Origin of the sequence: Paraburkholderia phenazinium, from assembly GCF_900142845.1 — a bacterium.
In the GTDB taxonomy this organism is placed as follows: domain Bacteria; phylum Pseudomonadota; class Gammaproteobacteria; order Burkholderiales; family Burkholderiaceae; genus Paraburkholderia; species Paraburkholderia phenazinium_A.
On record NZ_FSRU01000001.1, the window covers coordinates 3,207,121 to 3,231,599 of the forward strand.

The 24,479-nt window shown below is 61.6% G+C and carries 23 protein-coding genes and 1 riboswitch; of the genes, 6 read left to right on the forward strand and 17 right to left on the reverse strand.

The features are described from left to right. Nucleotides 1-26 precede the first annotated feature (26 nt). The gene (locus BUS12_RS14045) at nt 27-590 is read right to left on the reverse strand and encodes a histidine phosphatase family protein (RefSeq protein ID WP_074296237.1); all 564 of its coding nucleotides are present in this window, start codon (nt 588-590) and stop codon (nt 27-29) included. A gap of 63 nt (nt 591-653) precedes the next feature. Next, nucleotides 654-785, forward strand: a riboswitch (cobalamin riboswitch). Nucleotides 786-825: 40 nt separating this feature from the next. Between BUS12_RS14045 and BUS12_RS14050 the strand changes: the two genes are divergently transcribed. Together BUS12_RS14050 and BUS12_RS14055 are read left to right on the forward strand one after the other, a co-directional pair. Then, nucleotides 826-1,035 (forward strand): CbtB domain-containing protein, encoded by a 210-nt coding sequence (locus BUS12_RS14050; protein WP_074296238.1) that lies wholly within the window; start codon nt 826-828, stop codon nt 1,033-1,035. Nucleotides 1,036-1,048: 13 nt separating this feature from the next. Beyond that, nucleotides 1,049-1,795, forward strand: a complete 747-nt coding sequence (locus BUS12_RS14055) for a CbtA family protein (protein WP_074296239.1) — start codon at nt 1,049-1,051, stop codon at nt 1,793-1,795. A gap of 139 nt (nt 1,796-1,934) precedes the next feature. Here BUS12_RS14055 and metE read toward each other — a convergent pair whose 3' ends face one another. After that, nucleotides 1,935-4,226 (reverse strand): 5-methyltetrahydropteroyltriglutamate--homocysteine S-methyltransferase, encoded by a 2,292-nt coding sequence (gene metE / locus BUS12_RS14060; protein WP_074296240.1) that lies wholly within the window; start codon nt 4,224-4,226, stop codon nt 1,935-1,937. Between the two features lie 110 nt (nt 4,227-4,336). Between metE and BUS12_RS14065 the strand changes: the two genes are divergently transcribed. Further along, entirely contained in the window at nt 4,337-5,227 is an 891-nt protein-coding gene (locus BUS12_RS14065; protein WP_074296241.1) for a LysR family transcriptional regulator, read from the forward strand. Between the two features lie 66 nt (nt 5,228-5,293). Here BUS12_RS14065 and BUS12_RS14070 read toward each other — a convergent pair whose 3' ends face one another. After that, nucleotides 5,294-5,578 carry a DUF3303 domain-containing protein gene (locus BUS12_RS14070; protein ID WP_074296242.1) on the reverse strand — a complete coding sequence of 95 codons (285 nt, stop codon included), beginning with the start codon at nt 5,576-5,578 and terminating at the stop codon, nt 5,294-5,296. A gap of 374 nt (nt 5,579-5,952) precedes the next feature. Between BUS12_RS14070 and BUS12_RS14075 the strand changes: the two genes are divergently transcribed. Continuing rightward, complete coding sequence (locus tag BUS12_RS14075) at nt 5,953-6,777, forward strand: response regulator transcription factor (protein WP_074296243.1); 825 nt, start codon at nt 5,953-5,955, stop codon at nt 6,775-6,777. Here BUS12_RS14075 and BUS12_RS14080 read toward each other — a convergent pair. Then, nucleotides 6,719-8,575 carry a hybrid sensor histidine kinase/response regulator gene (locus BUS12_RS14080; RefSeq protein ID WP_074296244.1) on the reverse strand — a complete coding sequence of 619 codons (1,857 nt, stop codon included), beginning with the start codon at nt 8,573-8,575 and terminating at the stop codon, nt 6,719-6,721. The genes BUS12_RS14075 and BUS12_RS14080 overlap by 59 nt on opposite strands. Before the next feature lie 477 nt (nt 8,576-9,052). Between BUS12_RS14080 and BUS12_RS14085 the strand changes: the two genes are divergently transcribed. Beyond that, nucleotides 9,053-9,322 (forward strand): hypothetical protein, encoded by a 270-nt coding sequence (locus BUS12_RS14085; RefSeq protein ID WP_074296245.1) that lies wholly within the window; start codon nt 9,053-9,055, stop codon nt 9,320-9,322. Between the two features lie 74 nt (nt 9,323-9,396). On the opposite strand, the gene BUS12_RS14090 is transcribed toward BUS12_RS14085, so the two are convergent. Together BUS12_RS14090 and BUS12_RS14095 are read right to left on the reverse strand one after the other, a co-directional pair. Further along, nucleotides 9,397-10,800, reverse strand: a complete 1,404-nt coding sequence (locus tag BUS12_RS14090) for a DHA2 family efflux MFS transporter permease subunit (RefSeq protein ID WP_074296246.1) — start codon at nt 10,798-10,800, stop codon at nt 9,397-9,399. A 7-nt stretch (nt 10,801-10,807) separates the two neighbouring features. Beyond that, complete coding sequence (locus tag BUS12_RS14095; RefSeq protein WP_074296247.1) at nt 10,808-11,236, reverse strand: MarR family winged helix-turn-helix transcriptional regulator; 429 nt, start codon at nt 11,234-11,236, stop codon at nt 10,808-10,810. Between the two features lie 928 nt (nt 11,237-12,164). On the opposite strand from BUS12_RS14095, the gene BUS12_RS14100 reads away from it, so the two are divergent. Beyond that, complete coding sequence (locus BUS12_RS14100) at nt 12,165-14,909, forward strand: TonB-dependent receptor (RefSeq protein WP_074296248.1); 2,745 nt, start codon at nt 12,165-12,167, stop codon at nt 14,907-14,909. A gap of 173 nt (nt 14,910-15,082) precedes the next feature. On the opposite strand, the gene BUS12_RS14105 is transcribed toward BUS12_RS14100, so the two are convergent. The 11 genes from BUS12_RS14105 to pxpB form a co-directional block, all read right to left on the reverse strand. Next, entirely contained in the window at nt 15,083-15,838 is a 756-nt protein-coding gene (locus tag BUS12_RS14105) for a glucose 1-dehydrogenase (RefSeq protein WP_074297517.1), read from the reverse strand. Nucleotides 15,839-15,992: 154 nt separating this feature from the next. Beyond that, nucleotides 15,993-16,841, reverse strand: coding sequence for a transporter substrate-binding domain-containing protein (locus BUS12_RS14110; RefSeq protein WP_074296249.1), 849 nt, complete (start codon nt 16,839-16,841; stop codon nt 15,993-15,995). A 42-nt stretch (nt 16,842-16,883) separates the two neighbouring features. Next, nucleotides 16,884-17,612, reverse strand: a complete 729-nt coding sequence (locus BUS12_RS14115) for an amino acid ABC transporter ATP-binding protein (protein ID WP_074296250.1) — start codon at nt 17,610-17,612, stop codon at nt 16,884-16,886. 27 nt (nt 17,613-17,639) lie between these two features. Then, nucleotides 17,640-18,389: an amino acid ABC transporter permease gene (locus BUS12_RS14120; RefSeq protein WP_074296251.1), complete on the reverse strand. Its 750-nt coding sequence runs from the start codon at nt 18,387-18,389 to the stop codon at nt 17,640-17,642. A gap of 2 nt (nt 18,390-18,391) precedes the next feature. Next, nucleotides 18,392-19,093, reverse strand: coding sequence for an amino acid ABC transporter permease (locus BUS12_RS14125; protein ID WP_074297519.1), 702 nt, complete (start codon nt 19,091-19,093; stop codon nt 18,392-18,394). A gap of 341 nt (nt 19,094-19,434) precedes the next feature. After that, nucleotides 19,435-20,445 carry a 2-hydroxyacid dehydrogenase gene (locus BUS12_RS14130; RefSeq protein ID WP_074296252.1) on the reverse strand — a complete coding sequence of 337 codons (1,011 nt, stop codon included), beginning with the start codon at nt 20,443-20,445 and terminating at the stop codon, nt 19,435-19,437. Between the two features lie 63 nt (nt 20,446-20,508). Beyond that, nucleotides 20,509-21,258: an SDR family oxidoreductase gene (locus BUS12_RS14135; protein WP_074296253.1), complete on the reverse strand. Its 750-nt coding sequence runs from the start codon at nt 21,256-21,258 to the stop codon at nt 20,509-20,511. Nucleotides 21,259-21,453: 195 nt separating this feature from the next. Then, entirely contained in the window at nt 21,454-22,221 is a 768-nt protein-coding gene (locus BUS12_RS14140; RefSeq protein WP_074296254.1) for a LamB/YcsF family protein, read from the reverse strand. A gap of 92 nt (nt 22,222-22,313) precedes the next feature. Then, nucleotides 22,314-22,784, reverse strand: a complete 471-nt coding sequence (locus BUS12_RS14145) for a hypothetical protein (protein WP_083640386.1) — start codon at nt 22,782-22,784, stop codon at nt 22,314-22,316. A 3-nt stretch (nt 22,785-22,787) separates the two neighbouring features. Next, a complete protein-coding gene (locus BUS12_RS14150) occupies nt 22,788-23,783 on the reverse strand; it encodes a 5-oxoprolinase subunit C family protein (protein WP_074296255.1) in 996 nt (331 codons plus the stop codon). Beyond that, the gene (gene pxpB / locus BUS12_RS14155) at nt 23,780-24,451 is read right to left on the reverse strand and encodes a 5-oxoprolinase subunit PxpB (RefSeq protein WP_074297524.1); all 672 of its coding nucleotides are present in this window, start codon (nt 24,449-24,451) and stop codon (nt 23,780-23,782) included. The genes BUS12_RS14150 and pxpB overlap by 4 nt, the downstream gene beginning before the upstream one ends. Nucleotides 24,452-24,479 lie beyond the last annotated feature (28 nt).

Consider the following 24,479-nt stretch of genomic DNA (forward strand, 5'->3'; position numbering starts at 1 on the left):
TCCGACGAAACACCCTGAACCACGCACTACGACTGCGCCGGCCACCATGCCCATCCGCGAGCCGAGCGCCGTATTTCGACCACCGAGAGCGGCGCGATCTCAATGTGAGCGAACGACACCGCCGGTGCGTTCAACGCATGCAGCAAAGCAGCCCGGATGACCGGGGCATGGGTGATAGCGACCACGCTCGCCGTCTCGTCCAACGCATCGAGCCAGCCGCCTACCCGCACAAGCACCTGCGCAAACGACTCGCCACCCTGCGGCGGCGCATCGGGATTGCGGCTCCACGCTGCAAGTTCGTGCGGCACGTCTTCCGCAAGCTCGGCGAGCCGCCGGCCGCACCACTCACCATAGTTCATGTCCGCCAATTCGGGCGTTACCTGCACCGCAAAACCGAGTGCCTCTGCCGTCTCGCGTGCGCAGGCCGCAGGACTGCTGAGTGCGATCGCAGCACCGAGCGAGGGCATGCGTTCGCGCCAGGCCCTGGCTTGCGCGATGCCGCGCGCGTCCAAAGGATCGTCAGCGGGAAATCGGCCCTGACGCATCGCAGCGGTCGCGGCGTGGCTGACGAGTAAAACACGTGTATCCATTCTGCCCTTTCAGTTGAAAACCCTGCCCACGATGCGTACGGCAACTTGCATTTGCCCAACCATTGAAAGCTTAGCGCGTAGAATACGCCTTAGCGCGGAGCACGGAAGCCGGTGCAAGCCCGGCGCGGTCGCGCCACTGTAAGCGGTTCATCGCTGAACCGAAAGCCAGACCCGAGCTCCGCGCAATTTCAGCCATCCACTTATCGGGGCGCGTAACCCCTGGAGAAAACCCATCATGACTGACGTTGTACTGCATCCGGCCGCCGAGCCAACCCCCATTCCCCTGCGTGAACTGCTGCCATGGATCGTCTTTGGCGGCTTGATCATGCTGCTCGCCATTTACTTCGTCGGCGCCGAAGAGGGTGCAACCTCGCTCGTCCCCGGCATGTACGTCCATGAATTCGTTCACGACGGCCGCCATCTGCTTGGCTTCCCCTGCCACTAACGCGGAGTCCATCATGGTCGGTAAATTGTTGGTACGCGGCATGCTCGCAGGCATCGCCGCAGGACTGCTCACGTTCAGTTTCGCCAAGCTAGTCGGCGAACCCCAGGTAGATCAGGCGATTTCCTTCGAGGAAAAGGCCGACGCGGCAAAGGGCGAAGCCCCTGAGCCGGAAATCGTCAGTCGCCACACGCAGGCAGGCCTGGGTCTGCTGACCGGTGTGGTGACGTTCAGCGCAGCGGTGGGCGGTCTGTTTGCCCTGACGTTCGCCTACGCGTTCGGCCGCGTCGGCAAACTGGGGGCGCGGCCCTTGTCTGCCTGGCTCGCCCTCGCGGCGTTCATCACGCTGGTGATCGTGCCGAACATCAAGTACCCGGCCAATCCCCCCTCGGTGGGTGACCCCGAGACGATCGGCATGCGGACGGGTCTGTTCTTCCTCATGATTGCGATTTCGATCGTCACCATGGTGTTTTCGCTCAAGGTGCGCAAGTACGCCATTGCCCGTCTGGGTCAATGGAATGCGTCGATCGTGGCGGGCGTCGTCTTCGTCGCGATCATCGGCGTCGTGCAGTTGAACCTGCCCGTGATCAACGAAGTGCCGGCGGCTTTCCCGGCGGTTCTGCTGTGGAAATTCCGGGTCGCGGCAATCGGCATGCAGGTGATCCTGTGGACCACCATCGGCCTGCTGTTCGGCGCGCTCGCCGAGCGCGTCCAACGCGCGGCATCGACGGGGCGGATCACCGGCAAGTCGGCTTACCTCTAAGGCGCGGCAACCGCTCGCGCGGTTGCGCCCTTGCGTCTGCATCCGCAGACGTGTGCGGCATTCCGGCGAGGCCCGTCCCGTCGCGACAGGGCGTCTCAACAGGCACGCCGGAATGCGCCGTCGAAGCGGCGCGAATGCCTTAAGCGGACGCGCGCAGCTTCTTCGCAGCGGCCACCATGTTGGTCAGCGCCGGAATGACTTCTTCCCACTGGCGCGTCTTCAGGCCACAGTCCGGATTCACCCACAGGCGTTGCGCCGGGATGCGTTCAGCCGCTTTCTTCATCAGTTGAACGATATGTTCTTCGCTCGGGATGTTCGGCGAATGAATGTCGTACACGCCCGGGCCGATTTCGTTCGGGTAGTTGAAGTTGTCGAATGCGTCGAGCAACTCCATATCCGAGCGCGAGGTCTCGATGGTGATGACGTCGGCGTCCATATCGGCGATGGACGCGATGATGTCGTTGAACTCCGAATAGCACATATGCGTGTGGATCTGCGTTTCGTCATCCACGCCGTTGGCGGTAATGCGGAACGAAGTCACGGCCCAGTCGAGGTATTCCCCCCACTGCGACTTGCGCAGCGGCAGGCCTTCGCGCAGCGCGGCTTCGTCGATCTGGATCACGCGCACGCCGGCCTTTTCGAGGTCCAGCACTTCTTCGCGGATCGCCAGTGCGAGCTGATAGCACGATACCGAACGCGGCTGGTCGTCGCGCACGAAGGACCAGTTCAGGATCGTCACCGGGCCGGTCAGCATGCCCTTCATCGGCTTGCTCGTGAGCGACTGGGCGTACTTGATCCATTCGACCGTCATCGCTTTCGGGCGGCAAATGTCGCCGAACAGGACAGGCGGCTTCACGCACCGCGAACCATACGACTGCACCCAGCCAAACTGGCTGAACGCGTAACCATCGAGCTGCTCGCCGAAGTATTCGACCATGTCGTTACGCTCGGCCTCGCCATGCACCAGCACGTCCAGACCCAGCGCTTCCTGCTCGCGCACGCTGCGTTCGATCTCGGCGCGCATCGCGGCCTGATAGCCGGCTTCATCCAGCGCACCGCTCTTGAACTGGCTGCGCGCATGACGGATCGTGCCGGTCTGCGGGAACGATCCGATGGTCGTGGTTGGATACGGCGGCAGCTTCAACAGCGCAGCCTGCTTGTCGGCACGCGCCGGGTAGGGGTTCTTGCGCTGACCAAGGGCCGGGCTGATCTCGGCGAGGGCGGCCTTGACTGCTGGGTTGTTGACGCGCGGCGACGCACGACGTGCAGCGATTGCGGCGCTGTTCGCAGCCAGTTCCGCCTTGACGGCGTCGCGGCCCCCGTTCAGGGCGGCGGCTAGCACCTTCAGTTCGTCCAGTTTCTGCAGCGCGAATGCGAGCCACGAGCGGACTTCCGTATCCAGCTTCTGTTCGCTTTCGAGGTCCACCGGCACGTGCAGCAGCGAGCACGATGGTGCGACCCACAGACGCTCGCCCAGTTGCTGCGCGACCGGCTCGAGCCAATCGAGTACGCTCGCCAGATCCGTCTTCCAGATGTTGCGGCCGTTGATCACGCCCAGCGACAGCACGCTATCCTTAGGCAATTGCGCAATCACCGCCGCCACTTCGGCGCGGGCGTTGATCGCATCCAGATGCAGGCCCTGCACCGGCAGTTTGCAAGCCAGTGGCAGGTTGCCGAGCAATTGGCCGAAGTACGTCGCCAGCAATAGCTTGACCTTGCCGTTCGACAACGCTTCGTACGCCGTAACATACGCCTGCTGCCATTGTGCGGACAATTCGGTGACGAGGTTCGGCTCGTCGATCTGCACCCATTCCACGCCTTGCGCCGCGAGCGTAGCCAACAGTTCCGCATAGACCGGCAGCAGACGCGGCAGCAGGGCCAGCTTGTCGGAGTCGTCCTTGGTCTTGCCGAGCGCCAGATACGTCACCGGGCCGACGATCACCGGCTTGACCTTGAGGCCTTGCGCCTTGGCCTCAGCCAGTTGTTCGAGCAGGCGCGACGGGTCGAGCTTGAATTCGGTGCCTGCGCTGAATTCGGGGACGATGTAGTGATAGTTGGTATCGAACCACTTGGTCATCTCGCCGGCCGCGACGCCGCCGCAGCATGCGCTATGGTCTTCGGCGCCCTTGGCCGAGCGGCCGCGGGCGACGCGGAAAGAGTTGTCGAGGGCGTCGCCATGAAAGCCCTGCACGCGCTCCGGCAGATTGCCCAGCGTGAAGCTCATGTCCAGCACCTGGTCGTAGAAGGCGAAATCGCCTACTGCAGCCAGCCCCAGGTCAGCCTGGTGCGCCCAGTGACGCTGGCGCAACTGGGCGCCCAGCGCCTTTAGTTCGCCGAGCGAGGACTCGCCTTTCCAGTAGGACTCGAGTGCGAACTTCAGTTCGCGCTTCGCGCCGATGCGGGGAAAACCCAGATTATGTGTCGTTGCCATCGTGTCGCCTTGGTTCGATCAGGTTGCAGATGCGTGGATCGTAGCGAAGGCGGCATATGAAGTAAAATGGTGGTAATTCAACGAACCATTAATTTTGTTCATACATCATCATGCTTGAGAGAATTCATCTGGCCATCGTCCAGGCGGTGGACAAGCACGGCTCGCTCACCGCAGCGGCGGATATCCTGTGCGTGACGCAATCCGCTCTCAGCCACTCCATGAAGAAACTGGAGCAGCAACTGGGCACGGACATCTGGTTGCGCGAGGGGCGCAGCCTGCGCCTGACCCAGGCCGGTCAATATCTGCTGGCCGTAGCAGGCCGCGTGCTGCCGCAACTCGATCTCGCAGAGGAACGCCTGGGCCAATACGCGCAGGGCGAGCGCGGCGCGCTGCGCATCGGCATGGAATGCCATCCCTGCTACCAGTGGTTGCTCAAGGTGGTTTCGCCCTATCTCGCGCGCTGGCCGGACGTGGATGTCGACGTCAAGCAGAAATTCCAGTTCGGCGGCATTGGCGCGCTGTTCGGCTATGAGATCGACCTGCTCGTGACGCCGGATCCGCTCTACAAACCAGGCTTGCGCTTCGAACCCGTGTTCGACTACGAGCAGGTGCTGGTGGTCAACCGCGAGCACCCGCTGGCCGGGGCCGACTATGTGAAGCCCGCGCAATTGACGAGTGAGGTGCTGGTCACGTACCCGGTGGAAATCGACAGGCTCGATATCTACAATCAGTTTCTGATGCCGGCCGGTGTCACGCCCCGGCGCCACAAGGTGATCGAGACCACCGACATCATGCTGCAGATGGTGGCAAGCGGCAGAGGCGTCGCGGCGCTGCCGCGCTGGCTGGTGGAAGAGTATGCCGACAAGATGAACGTGGTGCCGGTACGCCTGGGGCGCAAGGGCATCGCCAAGCAGATCTTCCTCGGCGCCCGCGAAACCGATACTGACGTCGACTACCTCAAGGCCTTCGTCGAACTGGCCCGCATGCCGGCGGCGGCATAGAACGCCGCGACACGGCGCTATACCGCGACGTAGCGCTCGCGCCTCCCTGTTGTTCCTTGAGGCATTCTATTTCGACGTGGCCCGATGAGCGGACAACGCGCCGCCCAGTTCTTCGTCGGTCAGTGCGGGGGCCGTGGTGAACGAAAACAGATCGCCCCATTGAAGCACCCATGCGGCCAGTCCACTGGCATCCGTTGTTTCGACAATCGCGACGCCGCTCAATTCGCCGATCGCATGCCAGCGTCCTAGCAGTTGCACATTCTCCGGCGGACGGCCACCGGTTGCCATGAAACGCTCGATTGCGGGTTGCTGCGTCGGCGGCAGGCCCTTCCATTGAACAATGAACTTCATTTCAGCCTCCAGAACGGAGATTGAGGACGCCGGCTCGTGGCGGCCCAGCATCACCGCTCACACCGCCGCCTCGTGACGCTTCGACGACTCTTTGCCAGGGGGTGTTGCTTCGTTCACGTGATCGGCATGAGGCTGCGGAGCGCATGAATCATCATAGGTGGCCTCGCGCAACGGGGACTTCCTAAATACAGCCGCGAATAGCCAAGTGTTAAAGCAACGCCGCCATCCTTATCGTCTGAACATAGCTTGGCGTCGCGGAGCGCCAGGATAGTCTGGAGACCGAACATCCTGGCGAGCCGTCGCGTGCAGACAAGTCGTGGACACTGTCCGGGGCACCGGTGCACTGCGTGTACTATTCGATTTGAACGCAGCGGATGATCGCTACCTATGCAGCAACATCCACAGTGTCATTGCAGTTCGTCGCGAAAGCGGTCCAGGGAGACGATGGAATGCGCGTACTGATCGTCGATGACCACGAGCTGTTCAGGGCCGGATTGGCGCTTTTACTAAGAGAACTGTATCCGGGCATCGAGTTGTTGCACGCGAGTACGCTGTCGCAAGGCTTGCATCACGCGCGCGGCGAACTCCTGAACATCGTTTTTCTCGATCTCGATCTTCCCGATGGTCACGGTTGCGAGGCGCTTGCCGAACTGAAGGAGTCGCGACCGTCGTTACCGGTGATCGTGATATCGGCTGACGAGAGCATGGAAACCATTAGTCGATGCATCGAACTCCGTGCCATGGGATACGTACCCAAGTCGTCACCTCCTGAAGCGCTTCATGCAGCGATAAGCGCGGTGCTTGTCGGAGGTGTGTTCCTGCCCGCCTCCAGCATCGCGAGGTTCAGGCACGACATCGGCACAAGCGAAACGCCGGCAAATGAACCAGGGCACGAGCGGCCGGGCGGCAGTTCGGAAATAAGCAACGCAGCCGGGCTAGGACTCACGCCGAGAGAGTTCGAAACGTTGACGTGGCTGGTGCGCGGACTGCCATCCAAGGTCATTGCCTTGAAGATGGGACTCGAGGACGTCACGGTACGGAAATACGTCAGTCATCTGCTTGCGCACTTCAATCTGCGGCGCCGTACGGAACTCATCGTCATGCTGGCCGATAGAGGGATCAAACTCGGCGTCCCGCCAGTCACGGATCCCGAGCATGATCGAAGCCTGTCGGCTGTTGCGCGGCAACGAACCGACTGACTTCCGCAAGCGTGCTCTCCGGCGCGGAAGACTTTCGCAACAGCACGAACGGCTCGGGGAAATCGCGAAGTGCGTGAGGCGACACCAGTTCGCCCGTGATGAACGCAACGGGAAGCACGCCCGCCCAGGCGAAATGCTGCCTGATCCGTTCGGCGACCTCGATGCCGGTCGGCCCGTCGCGCAGCCTGATATCGGTGACGATGATGTCGGGTGCGCGGCCGTCGTCGGCGAGAATCGCTTCGAATCCCGCCATCGACTCGGCGGTATCCACCAGTGCGCCAGCACTGAGGAACAACCGGCGCAGGCCCTCGAGAACGGCCGGTTCGTCGTCGCAAAGCAGGATGTACTTGTCCTTGAGGATCGACGTGAACGCGTCGTTGCTCCGATTGTCTGTCTCGACGACGGGTGTAATTTCCGATATCGGAGCGTACATGGAAAAGCGCGACCCGCGCCCTTCGACCGACCAGAAACGCATGCTGTGCTTCGGCAGAATCCCGACAACCCGATGGACGATAGACAGCCCGAGTCCCAGGCCCTTCGAGCGATCGCGACCCGGGTTGCTGATCTGGTAGTACTCGGCGAATATCGCATCCCGATGCTCGGCCGAGATACCGACGCCTGTGTCCCATACGTCGATGCGAAGCCGTTCTCCGATCTCCACCCAGCCGATTACGACGCCTCCCGCAGCGGTGTTCTTGATCGCGTTCGATACAAGATTGGACAATGCCCGCTTGAACAAGGCGCGGTCGCTGTCGATGGGCGGCGGCCGCCGCTGCCGCACGCTGCTTCTGAATTCGATGCCCCGCGACCTCGCCGGTTCAAGGTATTGCTCGAAAACTTCCGTCAGCAGATCCTGCGTATCGACCGGCGCCAGGTGCGGGACGTATGAGCCTAATTCACTGTAGTCCTGGATATCCTTGAACATGTCGAGAATGTCGCGTGCCGTTTCTTCGATGACATCGAGATCATGGCTTGCGGCGTGTTCGTCTTCGAGTTTTATCCGCGCGCTACGGATGAAAAGATTTATCGCGGCGAGGGGCTGCTGGATATCGTGGTAGGCCGATGAAAAGAACCGCTCCTTCTCTTTGACGAGTTCTCTCATGCGTTCGTTTTGTTGCCTGACCACGCGGGACGCGGCGTCGACGCGCGCCTTGGCTGCGTGCAAGGTGCGCCGGAATATAAATTCGCGCCGGGCAGCGCGTTCAAACTGAATGCTGACAACCGTGCCGACGATATACATCATCGGCACCATACGTCCACGGGTAATCCAGTCGTCCCACTGCGTGGCAGCGCTGCCCCGAGGCCAGAGGTAAAGCGTCATGCGGAACGTGACAACGCATAGTCCGACTAGCCACGCCACCGTGATTGCACGGAGTCGGAACGACGTGAATATCACGAAAAGGGTCAAATATAAGAAGGGGAAGACTTCCCGAATGGCCAGGTCAATCGGGTAAGTTACGATCATCCTCATAAGGGCGAGCCAGCAGCTCAGCGTCCAGACGCACATCAATCCGACCGCCCATCGCTCGTCAAAGGCACGCGGCCCCCACGTCAACCATACCGGGATCGCCATACCCACCGCGCCGGCAAGCTGCACGAGGCCAACGTGGTTGATGCCGCCGGGATCGAGCCTGTCCAGCCGCCAATAGTCGTGGATGGAAAACGCTATCCACATCAGCGTGAAGATGGTGCCGGCCAGCCTGCGTTGGCCCGCGTAGCGACGCGCATAGTCCATACGGAAAGCACGCTCCACAGCCTCCGAGCCGAACTTGCGTACTACGAACTGTGACCATCTCATGAGGCTGCTCGATCGGAAAGCCACCGTGGCTGGATGGTGCGCGGTATCAGGCGTAGCCCCCTCGTGCGTAGCCAACGTGCGGCAAAAGCAGCATAACAGGTCGCCATCGGCGCCATCAGCCACAAATGTATCGGCACCGTGGTGTGTAACTGCCCGCGCCGTTCTGGGTCAGGAAGGTGCTCCGGCACGCGAGGTGACGACCCAGCACGTCACCCGGCACGTCACCCGGACCGGACAACAGGAGTGCCTACATCTTTCGCCAGTGGCACGCCTCCGTTGCCTACGCATGTGCGTTGCGACAGTGTCTCGTCTGACGAAGAATAAGTATGACAGCAACGCTGAAAGGGCACGCGTCCGAATGCACCCAGACCGGTTGATCCTCGCAACTAGCCGAATCTGCTTTGGCCCCTGCGAGGACTGCTGTCGATCAACGAATGATGCACGGACCCATCCATCGGACTCCGAAGGAGAATTTTCATGAAATTTTATCGATCGATCCCTATCTGTCTTGTCCTGATAGCGGGCGGCATCGCAGACGGATGTTTCGCCCAGACCGCGATCAGCCCGCAAGAGTCCGTGGCGGATACCAGCGCCCCGCCGGTTCCAGCGGTCGCGCTTCCGTCTGTCGCACCGGTCGCCTCTGTTTTCCCTGGAAAGACACGCGAGCAGGTGACGCGCGAGCTGGAAGACTTTCAGCATAGTGGCCAGGCGGCGCAGATGCTGGAGCTTTACAAAGGTGGCAGCTAACGAACCGTCGGACCGTCCCGGGTCAGAAGAAGGGGTTTTCTACCAATAGCCCGCCACCGGATTCGCTCCGGCCCTCACGCCTCAGCCGCGCGATGTATCCGCAGCGGCAGCAAAGTCGCCGCCCCAAAAGCCAATAGATGAAGGCAGGAGAGCATCGCAAACGCCATCAGAAACTGCTGTGGCTGAGCGCTCATATGATCGTGCATGCTCAACGAAATGACCACGGCGAGGAGCGTGGTCACCACCGGCCCGCCTACCCTTTGCGCAATGTTCAATGCCGTATTCGCCACCGCAATCCGTGCTTTCGGAATCGACGCATACGCTGCCGATATCGACGGTATCGCGATCGTTCCTTGACCCACGCCGGCGAGGAAAAGACTGATCACAGCCCATGTCGACGAGAATTGATGCCCTGGCATCCAGAGGAACGCGATCGTGCTCAAAAAAGCCAGCAACGCCCCTCCTGCCGAGACCGCGCGGCAGCCATATCTTTCGGTCAGGAATCCCAGCAGCGGAAACGAGCACATCATGCCGACGCCCGTCGAAGCCACGAGCCAACCCGCTTGCGCCGCGGACAAGCCACAACCTGCGATCAGGTACAAAGGCACCACCAGTTGCCGGCCAAACAGAACACCGTTGGCGAAAAATTGCGTGACCGCAGCGACAGAGAAGGTTCGCTCCGCGAAAACCCGTATGTCGATTAGCGCCGAACTGCCCTTGCGGAAGGCGTGCCGCAAGAACCCCGCAAACAACACCGCGCCGGCGAACAATACCCACCGCCCCTCTGCCCGCGACGCATTTTGCAGCCCGTAAATGAGCGCGACGAGGCCAGGTGAAATCATCGCGAAGCCGAAAAAATCGAACGGACGCTTCTGTACAGATACGGTATCGCGCGCGAGCAGCCACGCAGCCAGTCCGACACCCAGAATGCCGACAGGTACGTTGAGGTAGAACAGCCAGGACCACGCCGCGTGCGCAAGGATCGTCCCCGCCAATACCGGACCGAGAATAGGGCCGAGCAGAATGGGCAGCGCGGCGTAGCCCATCACACGCGCCATGTTCTTTCCCGCTACGCGCGCAATCATCATCTGGGTCATGGGGGCCAGCACGCCGCCCACCAGCCCCTGGAATACGCGCGCACCAATCAGTTCGCCCATCGTGCGGGACGCGCCGCATAAAACCGACGCCAGGGTGAACGTCGAGAAGCAGAGAATGTAGAGCCGCTTCGCGCCGACGCGGTCCACGAGCCAGCCGTTGAGCGGCAACATCAGCGTCATGGCCAGCAGGTAGCCGCTCACGATCCACTGCGCAGTCGCAATCGGTGAGGCCAGCGTGTGACTGATGGTCGACAGCGACACATTGACCACGGTTGAATCGACCTGGGTCATAAACGGCCCAATCACCGCGACGATGGCCACCTTCCAGACAGACGGACTGATCCCGTCGGACACGCTAGCGTGCTTGTCGATATGGGTCATTGCTCGCTCACGTCTCGGCCAGCCGCTTGATGATCCCCGCAGCCCTGAATAGCGTGTCGCGCTCCTCGGCGTCGAGTTCGGCGATCACTTGCGACAACCACATCAGCTTCGCTTCGACATTCTTCTTGCGCAACTGGACACCCTTCGGTGTCAGTTCGATCAGCATCTGACGACCGTCGGTTGCGTGCGGCGTGCGCGTGACGATGCCCATGTCCTCAAGCGAGGTAATGGTCGTGCCCATCGACTGCGGCTTCATCTTTTCGGCGCGCGCGAGTGCTGCAGTCGTGGCGGCCCCGTCTTTAGCCAGCCGTGACATGACGAGCGCCTCCGTCATGGAGAGTTCTCCCCCATAGGACTCGTTGCGGGTACGTCGAATCAGCAGGCCTAAGGCCTGCATGAGATCGAGAACGGACTGCTCGAAGGTACTGGTAGGCATGGTCTTTCAGCGGCAAGTGAATTGAGCGTGCGGCAATAGTGAGGGTAGACAGCCAAACTTGCAAGTTAACCTTTTAAGTTTGACTGTCTAGTTCGAGTCGCTATGCGTGCTGGCGCATGCCATTCATGACGGTTCAGGCGCGCTTCAGATCCTGGCGCTTACGGCGCTCAAGCGGATTGGGTGCGTCTGCATCGATTTTTCTCGCCTTCCATGTTTACATTTTATTTTCATTTGCATTACACTTTCTCTCACTTACTCCGACGTAAGTGCACTTGTCAGTGTTTCTCGACCTGCCTCCTTCCCTTGGGTGTGCAGGTCTTTTTTTGTCCACTCGCCTCGGACACACACCCTCCCTCTCCTCAAACTGCGCCCTCACCGTTCGCTCAACGCCCCCGCCCACGGGCTTGACGGCGCGCTGGACGCGGCGATCGCCCGGGCCCTCAGCGCCACTGCGGGCGTGTCGTCGGAGAAAACATGCGGCCTATTCATGTTACGAAAAGCACACACTTTATTTACCTATCTCAAACAAATTTTGACGAAATATTTCTGCCCTGATATGTTTCCGTACACGAAATGAAAGACAGACGCAGCCCTGTTGTTGGGCGGCAAGAGCAGTAGGGGTCGCAAGCGGGCGCAACGCATCGTTGCCGGCATTGCAGAGACACGAGGGGCGCCCGGCAATTCCATTCATTGAGGATAACTAATTCCCTACCCTGATAAACGGGGTGAGGTGGGTATTGCTCGTTTGAAAAAGCATCCGGGGCTTCCTTCTATGGAAGCTGACACGTCTTATGCCGGATCAGGCCTATTAATTAGTATACCTACTCAAATTATCGAGAAACCAGGCAAGGCGGTGGGGTACCGCGAACGAAGGGGCTCGCCAGGCCTCTTCGTATAACAACCGGCGTTAGTGGCAAGAGAGAGAAACATGAGACAGAAGGCTTTAGGTTCGGCCATACGAAAAATACTTTGGGCCGAAGTGGCTTTAACGGCTGTGGTGGGCAGTTCCGCCTTCGCCCAGAGTCAGCCATCGGCAGCAGGGGCTGTGGCTGCATCGAGCGCGACGGTCGCGCAGGCGAGTACGCAAGACGGTGCCACGGCGCCTGCTGCTGCAACGGACGCCGCAGGCACGCCGGGTGTCAAGCAGCTCAAGAAATTTGAAGTCACGGGTTCGCTGATCCGCACGTCGGACAAGGTCGGCAATATCGAAGTTCAAACCATTACGGCGAAGGACATCCAGCAAAGCGGCTACACCACCGTCTCCGACTTCCTGCGCGGTACCGCGGCCAATTCCGCGAGTAGCTGGTCGCAGTCCACGATGAACAGCTCGGCGCCGGGCGGAGCCGGCATCGCACTGCGCGGCCTGAGCGAAAAGTACACACTGGTGCTGGTGGACGGACAACGGGTCGCCAACTACGCGCAAGCGGTGAACTTCACCGACACCTTCTTCGACGTCAACTCGATTCCGCTGAACATCGTCGATCATATCGATATCGTCAAGACGGGGGCGGTGTCGATTTACGGTTCCGATGCCATTGCCGGTGTCGTCAACATCATCACCAAGAAGAACTTCCAGGGCCTGCAGCTCGACACCCAACTGGGCAAGGCACAGCACCCGGGCAATGGCCAGGGCAGCTTTAGCGTGCTGGGCGGTTTCGGCGATCTCAACTCCGATCGCTTCAACGTGACGGCCGCGGCCAGCTACTACCGCGACAGCGGCTCGACACTTGCCGATCGCGACATGACGTCGGGTCAGGATTTCACGCAGTACGACGGCGGCCACGCAGCGCCGTTTGGCCCGAACCAGCAATCGTACTGGGCCACCCCCGGCGGCAATGTGGCGTTGAACCCCTGCCCGCCCGGCAGTACCGCGGCGAAGAACGCCGGCCAGTCATGCACGTACAACGTCGCTGCCGGCACCTCGTTGACACCCGCCGTAACGCGCCTGAACGCAAAGGTTCGCGGCACCTTCAAGCTCGACGAAGACACCGAAGCGTACGCCGGCTTCTGGGTGAGCCGCGACGAAAACGTGCAGTTGCAGGGCCCTGCTTCGATCAGCAGCACCACCAACGTGTTCAACCCATCTGCGGGTTCCGTCTCCCCGCTTCCGCGCACGGTGCCGGCCTCGAATCCGTTCAACCCGTTTGGCGTGGCGACGCCGATCAACCTGACGTTCCCGAACAACGTCGGCGTGGCGGATACCGTATCGACGTTCTGGATGGCTTCGACCGGCGTCAAGGGTTCGTTCAACACCGCGAAGCTCGGTAACTGGGACTGGTCCGCTGATTACGGCCACTCGCAAAGCACGGTCGACACGACGTACTCGAACCGCCTGAACGTGGCGGGCCTCGAGAATATGCTGATGAACGGCACGTATAACTTCGCGAATCCATCTTCCACGCCGAACGGCCTGAATGGCGTGTTCACGGACGACAATCAGCAGTCGATTTCGAAAGTGGATAGCCTGACCGCCAAGACCTCGACGGCGAACCTGTTCACCTTGCCGACGGGTAACGTCGGTCTCGGGTTCGGCACGGAATTCCGTCATGAGTCGTCGGTGATCAATCCGCAGACGCTGTCGTCGCAGGGCATCACGGCGCCGGCCAACGTGCAGTCTGTGGATAGCTCGCGCAATGTGGCCGCGGCGTTCTATCAGATCGATATTCCGCTCCTCACTAACCTGACCTTCACGCAAGCCTCGCGCTACGACCACTACAGCGACTTTGGCGGCGCCTTCTCGCCGAGCTTCGCCCTGCGCTTCCAGCCGATACGCATGCTGACCACCTACGCATCGTTCAGCCGCGGCTTCCGCGCGCCGACGGGCGTCGAAAACTCGCAGGCGGTGTATCTCGGTCACCAGAACCTGGTCGATCCGTACGATCCGAGCGGCGTGCCGACGAAGCACTTCACCACGGAGCAGACCACCGGCAATCCGGATCTGCAACCCGAACACACGAAGAACTACAACATCGGCTTCCAGTTGTCGCCCGACGCGCTGACCGATATCGGTGCGGCGTTCTACAAGGTGCACATCGACGGCGTGATCGGCACGGCAGATCCAAACGCGGAGCTTCAGGCGAACGATCCGTCGACCGTGGTGCGCAATCCGGATGGCACGATCCGCTATATCGTGCAGCCGTTCGTCAACCTCGGCTCGCTCGACACCGACGGCTTCGACATGAACTTCCGTAAAGCGCTTCGCACCACTTACGGTACGTTCACGCTGACCGGCGACTGGGCTTACGTGTGGCACTACAAGCTGCGTAGCCCGGGCGCGGCGCCGCAGGACTTCGCCGGCAACAACCTCGCGTATCTGCAACCGTTCGGCGCCAGCACGCCGCGCTGGAAAGGCAATACGACGCTGGCCTGGGACTTCCACAACCTGACCACCTCGTTGACCTGGCAATACACAGGCCCTTACACGAACGCGGTGGCGGCGGAGTTCGGCGACGGTGGACCGGGTTCGGTGGCGTCGTACAGCCAGTTCAACTTGATGGCAAGCTATCGCGGCATCAAGCACTGGACGATTTACGGCGGCATCACCAACCTGTTTGACCGCAAGCCGCCGTTTGACGTCGAGTGGCAGGCGACGCCGGACATCACGGGTTACGACCAGTCGCTGTACACGGACCTTGGCCGCTTCTTCCAGGTCGGTGCGACATACCGCTTCTGACGGTCTGACTGAAGTAGTAACGACTGAGTAGTAAGCTGCAAGCTGCGCCGCTTCCTGTGCGATTTAAGCAGGAAGCGGCGCAGCGCCCCGCAGACCTGTCACGTTTGTCCATTGCTCGCCGCCTCGGGCGAGCGCTGCAATTCGCCCTCAATGACGCGCCAGGTCCCACGCCTCTACAACGTGGCCGTAACCCCGCCATCGACATACAGGATGTGACCGTTCACGAAGTTCGAAGCGCCGCTCGCCAGAAACACGGCGGCGCCGACCAGATCTTCGACATCGCCCCAACGCCGCGACGGCGTGCGGCCGATCAGCCACTTGCTGAACGTTTCATCCTTGACGAGGGCCTCGGTCAACTCCGTCTTGAAGTAGCCTGGGCCGAGACCGTTGACCTGAATGCCATGTCGCCCCCAGTCGATGGCCATGCCCTTCGTCAGCATCTTGACCGCGCCTTTGCTTGCCGTGTAAGCCGCGATATTCGGCCGGCCCAGTTCGCTCTGCACGGAGCAGATGTTGATGATCTTGCCGCGCTTGCGCTCGATCATATGCCGCGCCACCGCCTGCCCGACCAGAAATACGCTGTCGACATTGGTCTTCATGAGCTCTTGCCATTGCGCATGAGTGAACTGCTCGAGCGACGCGCGGCGCTGCATGCCGGCGTTGTTGACCAGAATATCGATCGCGCCGATCTCACCTTCGATGCGCTCGATCGCTTCCTCGACGGCGCCTGCGGACGTCACATCGAAGCGCGCCGCGTGCGCGACCGCGCCCTCGGCCTGCAACCGGCTCACCGCCTCCGTGAGCGGCGCTTCGCTGCGGGCATTCAGGATCACCTCGGCCCCTGCGGCAGCAAGCCCTCTTGCCAGCGCATAGCCAATCCCGGCACTCGAACCCGTGATCAACGCACGACGTCCCGATAGATCGAACATCTGCAGAATGTTTTCCAACTTGAATCCTCCTGATTTTCGCTGCCGGCGGCGCGCGTCAAACGTCGTTCATCGCCGTCGGCACACCCCGCCTGCGGCACGTCCGCCAGTTTACGCGCAAACGTCGTCTTGCCGCAGCCGGAGATCCCATTCGTCCTCAGGACACCGGCGTGAACTTGAGCTGGCCGATCGGCGTCACCTTGTCGGTGCGCACCAGACCATAGGCCGTCTTCGGGCCAAGCCACTTGTCGAAGATGGCGCTCATCTCGCCGCTCTGCTCCATCGCCTGGAGCGCCTTGTTGACCGCATCGAGCGCGGCCGGCTCGTTCTGGCGCAGACCCACGGCGATCGGCTCGATCAGCATCGGCTCCGCGGCAATCGCTACCGCGCCGTCGGTGCCGTCGACCTGCTTCGCGATCTTGGTAGCGGTCATCTGGTTCGTGACAAAGCCTCGCACCTTGTTCTGCTCGAGCGCGAGGAAGGCCGAGCTGGTGTCGTGGAAGGTGACAGCCTGGCCGTCCTTGATCGAGAGCGGAATCGACTGTGCGGACGTGGAGCCGTCCGCCGCGCTAATCTTCTGCCCGGTGAAATCGGTCAGCTTTTTGCTCGCATCCGCCTTCTTGACGACCAGCACTTCCTTCGTCGAATAGTAAGCGTCGCTAAAGGCGATCTGGGTCGCACGCGTTTTGGTGTACGCGAGGTTCGCCACCACCAGATCGACCCGCCCCAACTTCAGTTGCGGAATGCGCGCTTCGACGGCGAGCGGTTCGAGCTTCGCCTTCACGCCGATGTGCTTCGCGATGGCGTTGCACAGGTCCACGTCCATGCCTTCGAGCTGACGCGTCTGCGCATTCGGATACGAAAACGGTTCGACGTTCGAATAGACCCCACAGGTCAACTCGCCGTGGCTCTTGATATCGGCCAGTTGATCCGCGTAAGCCGGGGTAAAACACGCAGCGCCGCCGCCAAGTACCAGCATCCCCGCCACCATCTTCTTTACGTGCATCGTTGTGCTCCAGAGGTATATGAGTAACGCAATCAAACCGGATCAGTGCGTGCGCAAGTCCGAGAGGAATCGCTGCGCGCGTGCATGCTTCGGCGACGAAAAGAATTCGCCGGGCTCCGCTGTTTCGAGAATCTTGCCGGCGTCCATGAACCAGACCCGATCGGCGACCTCGCGTGCGAAACCCATTTCGTGGGTCACGCACATCATCGTCATGCCGTCCTGAGCGAGGCTTTTCATGACGTTCAACACTTCGCCGACCATCTCCGGGTCCAGCGCGCTGGTGGGTTCGTCGAACAGCATCGCGGGAGGATCCATCGCCAGGGCCCGGGCAATGGCAACGCGCTGCTGCTGGCCGCCGGAGAGTTGCGGCGGATACGCCTTGCCCTTGGCGGACAACCCGACGCGCGACAGCAGATCCGCGGCCTTGCGCTCCGCCTCTGCCCGCTTGAGACCGTTCACACGCATGGGCGCGAGAATGATGTTCTCCGTCACGGAGAGGTGCGGGAACAGGTTGAACTGCTGAAACACGAACCCAATGCGGCTTCGGTAAGCGTTCAGACCGAGCTTGCGGTCGTGGATGTTCTGCCCATCGAACGCAATCTGCCCGCGGTCGATTTCCTCAAGCCGGTTAACCGTCCGAATCAAAGTCGACTTACCCGAACCGGACGGACCGCACACGACGACCACTTCGCCTTTGCGGACCTCCGCGTTGACGTCCACGAGCGCGTGATATTCGCCGTACCATTTGTTGACGCTGGAAAACTTGATCATGGGGATTCCTTCGAAATGCTGAAGCGCCTAGTTCTCGGTGGGCAGCGGGTGGTTCATCGAAGCACTCGCCGTCCTGCTGTTCTTCGCCGCCTTGCCGGCCCGCTTGCGCGTGACGCGGCGCTCCAGATACTGCGCGAATTGCGTCAGCGCATAACACAGGACAAAGTAGCTCAACGCCAGAATCAGATATACGGCGAACGGTTTCGTCAGCAGGCGGTTGTTGATCTGATCCGCTGCGAAGGAGATTTCCTGAACGTTGATGATGTAGCCAAGCGAGGTCTCCTTCACCGTCGAAACGAACTGCGTGACCATGCTAGGTACCACGTTATAGAGCGCCTGCGGCAGGATCACCGCGCGCATGGTCTTCAGGTAACTCATGCCCAGCGCACGCGAGGCTTCGGCCTGTCCTTTAGGCAGTGCTTCGATACCCGAACGAATGATCTCGCCCAGATACGCCGAGTCGTAGATCACGAGGGCGCACAGCATCGTCACGAAACCCGTGACGGGGTAGCCCGTCAAGACGGGCACCAGAAAATACACCCAGAAGATCACCATCAGGAGCGGGATGCCCCGCACCATGTAGACGAGTCCGGTAGCCGGCGCGCGCAGGAACGCGAACGGGCTGATCCGCGCGAGCGCTACCAGAATGCCGAGCGGGAAGGCGATCACCAGCGCCGATAGCGACAGCAGAATCGTCAGCACAATCCCGCCGATCGGACCATGCGGATACTGCCCGATCAGCAGCAGCGTCCAGTTGTCGCGCAAGATAGCGAACATGATCACTTCACTCCTGGAATGCGGTAGTACGTAGCGAGCTTCGCTCCCAGCAGCATGATGACGAGCGAGATTGTTAGGTAGACCACCGTCGCCACAAAGTACGATTCGAAGGACAGGAAAGTTTCGTTCTCGATCTGCCGCGTCACGTAGGTCAGTTCCGCCGCCCCGATTGCCATGGCCAGGCTCGTGTTCTTGAAGAGCACGACCGCGTGATTGACCATCTGCGGAATTGCATTGCGCAAGGCCTGAGGCAAAATCACAAAGCGCAGACCGTCTAGAAAGTTCAGCCCCAATGCACGCGACGCCTCGTACTGGCCATAGGAAATCGCGCGCAAGCCGCTGCGGATATCTTCGGAGAGGTAAGCACCGCTGCACAAACCGATCGCGACGACGGCAAAGATAAACTGGCCGTTGTAGTCGTTCAGAATCGTCTGCAATCCGGTGGGCAGAATGTACGAGATGCCGAAGTACCAGAACAGGATCTGCACGAGCGTCGGGACGTTGCGATGGTAGGCAACGAAGGCCGCCACGAAAGCGGTCGCGACTCGATTGTGGGTCAGGCGGATCAGCGTGAGCAGAATGCCTACGAACAACGACAGTAGCCACGCTAACGCGGCCATCGCCAGCGTAAGTTCGACCCCGTGCAGAAAGAGCGCGCCGTAGTCACCTTGCAGCACGGTTGCCAGGTCAAAATGAAGTTTCATGTTGCACGCCCCAATGATTCGGATCGGACCGGTGCCGCGCGTTAGACAATCGGCGGCCACACCGTTTTCAATGCGAAGACACCGTTGACTCCTGCATTGATTTCATACTAGCTCGCGAAAATTCAAGGTTGCAGACGCCTTTCTTCTGGTCCAATAAGTTTCGCGAATGATGCGGGTGAGGCCCGTGGGACGGCCCTCTGGGCGAGGTTGTGCATGTCTTTTGTCTCCGTTGGATGGCGCGTTTTGCGCCACCCTTATTTTTAGACGCGCGTTGGCATCGAGGCCAACGCGCGTACCGAATCGAATCGGATCAAACGCGAGCAAGCGCGCGCGCAACGCGCTCAGACAGCGGCCGGTGCGCCCGTCAGGACTCGCGGATTGACCGGTGTCGGCGGCTTGCCGGGCGTGGCGCCAAGACCGAGCGCCGCAAGCAGGTTGTCGACGCACAGCGAGGCCATAGCCCGCCGCGTGCTGACCGAGGCGCTGCCGATATGCGGTGTGAGCACCACGTTGCTCAGCGCCAGCAGCGCCGGGTTCACGGCCGGCTCGCCTTCGAACACGTCGAGCCCTGCCGCCGCGATGCTGCCCTCGGCCAACGCCTCCGCCAGCGCGGCATCGTCGACCACGCCGCCGCGCGCGATATTCGTAAGCGTCGCCGAAGACTTCATCTTGCGAAGTTCCTGCAGGCCGATAGCATGGTGGGAACTGGCCGAATACGGTACGACGATAACGAGGTGATCGGCTTCGAGCAGCAACGTATCCTTGTCGACATAACGCGCGCCGCAACTCGCCTCGATATCCGGCGAGAGCTGCGAGCGGTTGTGATAGATCACCCGCATGCCGAAACCGAGCGCCCCGCGCCGCGCAATCGCCTGACCGATGCGGCCCATCCCCAGGATCCCCAGGGTTGAACCGTGCACATCGCTGCCGACGAACATGTCGTAGCGCCCGGTCTTCGTCCACTCTCCGCGGCGCAGAAAACGTTCGGACTCCGTGACGCGCCGCGCGGCCGCCATCATCAACGCAAAGCCGAAATCGGCCGTGGTGTCGGTCAGCACGTCCGGCGTGTTGGTGACCAGCACGCCACGGGCCGTGCAGGCTTCGACATCGACGTTGTTATAGCCCACGCCGATATTGCAGACGGCCTTGAGCTGCGGACAGGCGTCGAGCAAAGTTGCGTCGATCCGGTCGCTGCCGGCCGTCAACGCCGCGCTCTTGCCTTGCAGGCGCGCGATAAGTTCGGGCTGGGTCCAGAGGGTGTCGTCGGGATTGTCGGTAACGTCGAAATGAACCCGCAGGCGCGCCACGATATCGGGAAACGACGCGCGGGTAACGAGGACCGATGCTCGCATGAAAAGGCTCCTGGTAATGCTACTCGGATGATGTTCTCGCGGGCGAGCCGCAGCTTGCCCGACTTACTCCGCCGGCTCGCGTTTGATGGTCGTCAGTCCGCCCGGCACCTGCAGCGTGGGCAGAATTTCCATATTGCTGATATTGACGGCGAGCGGTGCGGCGATCGCGAAGGCGATGGCGTCGGCGATATCCGACGGCAGCGGCAATTCGAAACCGTCGATGAATTTCTTGCGCGCCTCTTCAATATCGCCGTGGACGTGGCCGAAGATATCGGTAGCCACGCGCCCCGGGCAGATCTCCGTGACGCGCACGCGCCTGCCGGTCGCATCCACCCGCAACTGCCGCGACAAGGCATGAATCCCGGCCTTGGTCGCGTGATAGATCGAATTGCCGTTGAAGTTGTAGATGGCCGCGATCGAGCTGATGTTGACGATATGCCCGCGATCGCGTGCCACCATGCCCGGCATCGTGAGGCGGACCAGGTGCAGGACCGCCTGCAGATTCACCTCAACCTGCACGTCGATATCTTCAACGCCCGCATCGAGAATCGAGCCCTTGCGCGACACGCCGGCATTGTTCACGACGATATCGAACGGTACGTCCTGAGTCAGCTTCGTCACGGCGTTCAGATCGCAGACGTCGATCGCATGCGGAATGCAACCCGTGCGCTTTGCCAGCTCGCCCAGACGGTCGGCGTTGCGTGCCAGCGCGTGCACCTCGAGTCCTTCGCGGCAGAAGCGCTCGACGATCGCTGCGCCCATTCCCGTCGAAGCGCCAGTCACCAGCGCGGTCTTATAGTCTGAAAACGGCATGAATTACCTCTATCTGGAGTTCTACGAAATGTCGTACCTGCGAAATAACGTCCTTCGGGGTAGACGACTGCCTTACTGATCAATGTATACGGCGGGAAAAACCGCCGCCAAGACGAGTTGGGTTTGAAGGGATAAGCGGGGCTTATGACGAACCGCCATGGCCTTGCAGAACCGAACGAAGCCCACTGAAGCCGCTCACCGCACCAGCTTCGATATCGGCACCACCCGTCCGCCCGCGGCTTCGATTCCGCCCCGCACCGTGCGTGCGAGCTCGACTGCGCCAGGCGTATCGCCGTGCAGCAGAATCGACTGCACGGTGACCTTGAGCTTGTTACCCGCAATCGTGGTGATCGTGCCGTCCTCGAGCAGCTCCTTGACGCGCGCGAGCACGGCGACGCGGTCCTTGATCACTGCCCCTTCGAGCTTGCGCGAGACCAGCGCACCCTGATCGTCGTAGGCGCGGTCGGCGAGGAAAGTATTGGCCGTGCGAATGCCGATGCGCTCGGCGGCCCGTTCGATTTCCGTATTGGTCGACACGCTGATGATGAGGTCGCGGTCGAACTCGGCGACCGCCCGCACGAGCGGCTCGGCCAGTTCATACGACGACGCCGCCATATTGCCGAGCGCCCCATGGAAACTCATGTGCGTGACGCGGTGTCCCGCAGCCTTCGCAATACCGGCCAGCGCGCCCATCTGATAGAGCACGTACTTGGCCAGTTCCAGCGGGTCCGCCTGCATCTGCCGTCTGCCGAAACCCAGCAGGTCGGGAAAGCCGACATGCGCGCCAATCTCGATCTGCCGCGCCAGGGCCATGCGCACCGTCTTGTCCATGATGACCGGGTCGCCCGCGTGATAGCCGCACGCAACATTGGCCGACGAGACGATATCGAGCATCGCTTCGTCTTCGCCCATGGTGTAAGGCCCGAAGCCTTCGCCGAGGTCGGCGTTTAGATCGATTTCCATCGTCCACTCTCCGTTTGTCTGATCAATCGATGTCCGGTGAAGCACCGCCGCGCGTCATCAGCCGCAGCGGAATGCGCGTATGAAGCCGTTTCCTATGGCGACGACGCTGACGATGCAGCAAGCTCCAGCAATGGCGTGCCATAGCCGACGTGGCCGGCATGCGGCGCGAGCCATCGGATCACCTTGCCGTCCACGGGCGCGACGACCGGGACACACAACTCCGCGATCCGCAGCAGACCTACGACATCGCCCCGCCTGACGTGAACGCCAACGGCCGCAAGCGGAACGGAGGAGCGCGCAGGGTGTGTAGTGAGAAAGACCCCGACCGAGGATGCGTTCACCTGTGTCGTCTGCTTCCGCGAATCCTGTGCATCCTGCGCGCGAGACGCACCATGCGCAGCGGGCACCGGGCACACGCGCTCCTCGTCATCAACTTCCCGCTCCATCGACAACCGCACCACCGTCCCGGGCCGGCTGATTTCGATGAATTCGATATCCACCGCCGCCAGCCACGAAGTGACTTGCCGAAGTTCGCCGAGTTCCACTTCGATGTTCTGTGTCATGTGTCAATGTCTGGAACTGCGAAAAAGGCCAACGAGGTTGCGGACCTTGAGCAGGTAGCGCTCCACTTCTTCGAGGGCCGCCACCGCCTCCGGATAGGTCGTCTGCACGAAACGCAGCTTCGTGCCGATCCGTGCCTGCGCGAGTCGCCACAGGTCCGCTTCGATCACCGTGCCGATCTTCGGATAACCGCCGGACGGCTGCGCGTCGCGCAACTGGATGATGGGCTGGCCGCTATGCGGCACCTGAATCACGCCGGGGACGATGCCGTGCGAACGCTTTTCGATCGTGTGCGTCGCACTCAATACCGGCCCCGCCAGACGATAGCCGTAACGATCGCTCTGCGGCGTCACCTTCCATCCTTCGCGCCAGAAGGCATCGAGCGATTCCGGCCGGTAGCAATCGTATTCCGCCGCCGGCAGCACGCGCACCACCGTTTCCGCCGCATCGGCCACAGGCGTAGCAAGCGGGCCCGGCAGCGAGTACTCGGGCGGCACGGCGCCAAAACCCACCTCGGGCAACGCCGCACAGCCGTCGCGGCCGAGCGCCTGCACCACGTCCCCTTTCTGAAGCTGGCGACCGTCGTAGCCGCCGAACTGCCCCCGCAACTGCGTGCTGCGCGAGCCGAGCACCACCGGCACGTCCACGCCGCCCGCGAGCGACAGATAGCAGCGCGTGCCGCTGGCCGGCACGCCGATCGTCAGCACGTCGCCCGTCTTCGCCTGCGCGGTCCACCAGGGGAGAATGGGACGGTCGCCGAGCCGCACGGAACAATCGGCTCCCGTAATGGCGAACGCCTGGTCGTCAAGGAAGCGCACACGAAACGGGAACATCGGAATCTCGATCCCCGCCGCGTCATCAGGATTGCCAAGCAACAGGTTACCCACCGACAGCGCCAGCCGGTCCATCGCCCCGGCCGTGCCGACGCCGTAACGCAGGTAGCCCTCGCGCCCCTGGTCCTGCACGGTGGCGAGCGCCGATGAAGACAGAATCTCGATCATGGGACGATCCTCTCGACGCGAAAGCGAATCATGTCACCGGGCGCCAGCGTGGCCGGGTTGTCGCGGGTCGGGTCGAAGAACGACATCGAGGTGTGGCCGATGGTGTTCCAGCCGCTCGGCCCCGCCGATGCCGACACACCCGTCTGCACGCCGCCTATCGACACCGCCCCGCCCGGCAAGCCGAGTACCGGCACCTTGCGGCGCGGCGTGGCGATACGCGGATCCATGCCGCCCAGATAGCAGTAGCCGGGATGGCTGCCGAGCGCATAGACCGTATAGAGCGGCGCGCAGTGCATCCGCACGACTTCGGCGACGGACAGGCCGGTGTGCGCCACTACGTCGTGCAGATGCGGCCCGAACTCGCCGCCATACGCCACCGGCAGCTCCACCACTTTCCCTTCGACCTGCAACTCGGCGGCCGCATCCCATGCCTCGCGCAACGCGGCGCCGAGCGCATCGGGGTCGGCAGGCGGCGTGGAAAACGTCAGCATCAGATTGGTCACGCCGGGTACTGCCTCGCGCACGCCGGGCCACGCCTCGACCTCGCGGGCAAGCGTCCAGATACGGCGTTGCACACGCAGATCGAGCGCGCCGGGCGCCTCGAACAGCATGGCCGTCGTGCCCAGCATGCTGATACACAGTTTGGCGTCCGAATCGTCCTGTTTCATTACGGTGGCGGTCCTGTTTGAATCCGGT